The sequence below is a fragment of the Thermobacillus xylanilyticus genome (genome assembly GCF_907165215.1).
In the GTDB taxonomy this organism is placed as follows: domain Bacteria; phylum Bacillota; class Bacilli; order Paenibacillales; family Paenibacillaceae; genus Thermobacillus; species Thermobacillus xylanilyticus.
On sequence record NZ_CAJRAY010000060.1, the window covers coordinates 1 to 3,029 of the forward strand.

Below are 3,029 nucleotides of genomic sequence, written 5' to 3' on the forward strand. Positions count from 1 at the left end.
TTTTTTATGTCCGAAAATCCTTACAAATCAAGGCCTTGGATTATTGCAAAACGCTCACAACCGCTTGTCCTTCATGACGCCGTACCTTCCCTTCCTCTCACCGAAATATCGGACAGCCTGAGCTCATCTTGCCAGACCAGCGCCTCCTGCGCCGCATACAACACCAAGCCGACGCACCAGGAATGGGAAAGCGTCAGCATCATCCCCTTGGGCTGGAAGCAGTTGGTGTTGTAGAACCGTTCCGTCACCATGCCCTTGTACGCGTTGAAGTCGCCGTCTTCGCGGGCGATGAATTGCAGGAAGCAGGCCAGGTGGTCGCGCGTGCGCTCCAGATAGTACGCGTCGCCCGTGTACTTCCAGAGCCGCAGCATTTCGGGCACGCAGAACAGGCCGTAATTGTGCAGGTGCTGGTTCGACGACGACGCCTGGTCCGCGCCGCGCGAACGGAAATCGTACTGCCGCAGGAGCGAATGCCGCGGAAACTCGATGTTGTACGTCCAGCGGAACGTCATCATCCAGTCGGCCGCGCTTGCCGCCAGCTCCAGCCACCGGTTGTCGCGGTCGTGCTCGTACAGTAGCACATAGGCGACGACCGCATTGTAGGCGTCCTCCGATGTCGGCGTCAGATGCACGTCCTCCGGCGCACCGTAAATGTACTCGTCCCGCACGAAACGCTCATAATAGCCGCCCGCGCGCACCGCGGCCCGCGTGAATTCGGGCTCGCCCAGCACATCCGCGCCTTCCAGCAGCGCGGCGATCCACAAAATCCCCCCTGCGCCGTCCCACTCTTCCACCGTGCCTTGCTCGCAGTCATAATAAGAGCCGAAGTTTCCATCTTCGCGCTGGTGCTCCATGGCAAACCGAAGATTCGAGAGCACCGCCCGCTTCCAATCTTCATGCTCAAAGCCGCGCTCCCGCTCGAAACGAAGCGCGCGGATCATGAACAGCGTCGCTTCCGCAATCGTGCGCGCCTGCAGCCAGTTTTTGCGCGGGTTCCAGCCCGTCGTCCAGCCGCGGTCCACGATCCACGACGCCCAGAAGATGCCGCACGGGGACAGGCCGGACGCGATCTTGTCCAGCACGGCCGCTCCCGCTTCCGCGTACTTCGCAAGGCCATGCTTCCGGCCGTACATGAGCAGCGCATAAGCGTACGGCGCGCCGCTGACCCATCCGACATGCATGTGCGGCCGGTCGCCGAGGCCCCGTACATTGTTGTTCAGCTCCCGGTCAAACGCCGCCGTCTCTGACCAGCGAAATCGCGGGCACCGCCCCCTGGAGGCGATCGGCCATAGCCGCCCCGTCTTCCGGGAACAGATCGCGGAGACCCCGGTCAGGGACAAAATGATCCCCGGCGGGTGCATCCGCTTGAAGCGCCGGATCCCGGTCGCATCCAGCCTCACGACAAGATTGGCCTCCCGTGTGCGGATCCGCTTTTTCTCCAGTATTTCTTGCTCGGACCATTTCATCTCCCGGTCGGAGACGGCCGAATCCCGCAGCATGTCGACCGGCAGGTAGCGAAATTCTTCCGCCTCCAGATCGAAAACTTCGGCCAGCCACTGGGCGTTCGCGTTGAAAATATGCAGCGCCGGCAACGAATTCTGGGTTCCTGTGGTGAGAAGATAAACCGCGGGTGTCCTGGTCAAGAGGGAAGGCCGCTTGATGAAAGCGGCCTCTATCAATCTCCCCGATCGCTCTCGAACGGCAAAAAGCCCCGATGACCTCATGTCACCGGGACTTCCCCAGCTTCCTTCCCGCCGGCATCCGCAGCAGGACGATAAGACCGCCGGCTGCATAACCCGCAGCGATGGCCGTGGAATTCGAAATATGCCTTTTACAGATACGCCGGTTGGTATTGCTTCGGGACGGTCGTCTGCTGTTTCAGCGCGACCGCCGCATTCAATGCCCAGTGCGGGTCCCGCAGCAAGCCGCGGGCAATCGCCGCCAGGTCGGCATCCCCGTTGCGGACGACGGCGTCGGCCAGCACCGGATCCTCCAACATGCCTACCGCAACGACGGGGACGCCGACGGCTTCTTTGATTTGACGGGCGAACGGCACCTGGAAGCCGGGATAGTTGCCGGGTTTCCGCTGTCCGGCCGGCCCTTCCCCGCCCGTGGTGACATGAAAGACATCCACGCCCGCGTCCCGGTAAATTTTGCAGAGGCGGATCGCATGATCGATATCATAGCCGCCGTCCGCGTATTCGATAGCTGAAATCCGGAAGAACAGCGGCATGTCTTCCGGCATCTCTTTCTTCACGGCCTGGATGACCTCGACGCCGAAGCGGGCCAGATCTTTCCCGTATTCATCGTCCCGCTTGTTGGTCAGCGGAGAGTGGAACTGATGAATCAGATACCCGTGCGCTCCGTGCAGCTCGATCATGTCCACCCCCGCCTGGACGGCGCGGCGCACCGCGTCGCCGAAGAGCCGGACCATCCGTTCGATCTCACCGGCCGTCAGGGCATGGGGCTCCCGATAGCGTGAACCCGGGTACGCGATCTCCGACGGGGCCACCGGCCGGGCCGCATCTTCGGCCTTGCGCCCGGCATGGGCGATCTGAATGCCGATTTTGGCGCCGTGGGCATGCACCCCGTCAATGATTCTGGCGAACGCCGGGATATGCTCGTCCGACCACAATCCCAGGTCGAAATCCGTAATGCGGCCGTCCGGTTCCACATCCGTCATTTCCATGATGATCAGGCCGACTCCGCCGATCGCGCGGCTGAGGTAATGGACATAATGCCAATCGTTCGGCTTGCCGTCCTTGGCCGTAACGGAATATTGGCACATGGGCGCCATGACGACGCGATTTTTGAGCTGCAGTCCTTTTATCCGATAGGGAGAAAACAAATTTTGGTCCAATGCGAACACCACCCGTGAATTGAAGATGGCTTCATTGTAGGACCGCCTTGCGATTTGATGAAGGACTGCGTTTCTGATGGCACTGATGATACTGTTATTGAAAGTATCAGTTAATCGAGTAGGAGGGGGCGGCTAGCCCCCGACCTCTCACACCACCGTACATGCGGGT

General features: G+C 60.8%; 2 protein-coding genes. Both read right to left on the reverse strand.

Features of this window, described 5'->3' with window-relative positions:
* Positions 1–71: 71 nt before the first annotated feature.
* Positions 72–1,592 carry a YyaL domain-containing protein gene (locus tag KJQ12_RS19610; RefSeq protein WP_244860588.1) on the reverse strand — a complete coding sequence of 507 codons (1,521 nt, stop codon included), beginning with the start codon at positions 1,590–1,592 and terminating at the stop codon, positions 72–74.
* Between the two features lie 239 nt (positions 1,593–1,831).
* Positions 1,832–2,860, reverse strand: a complete 1,029-nt coding sequence (locus tag KJQ12_RS11935; RefSeq protein ID WP_213484855.1) for an NADH:flavin oxidoreductase/NADH oxidase — start codon at positions 2,858–2,860, stop codon at positions 1,832–1,834.
* Positions 2,861–3,029 lie beyond the last annotated feature (169 nt).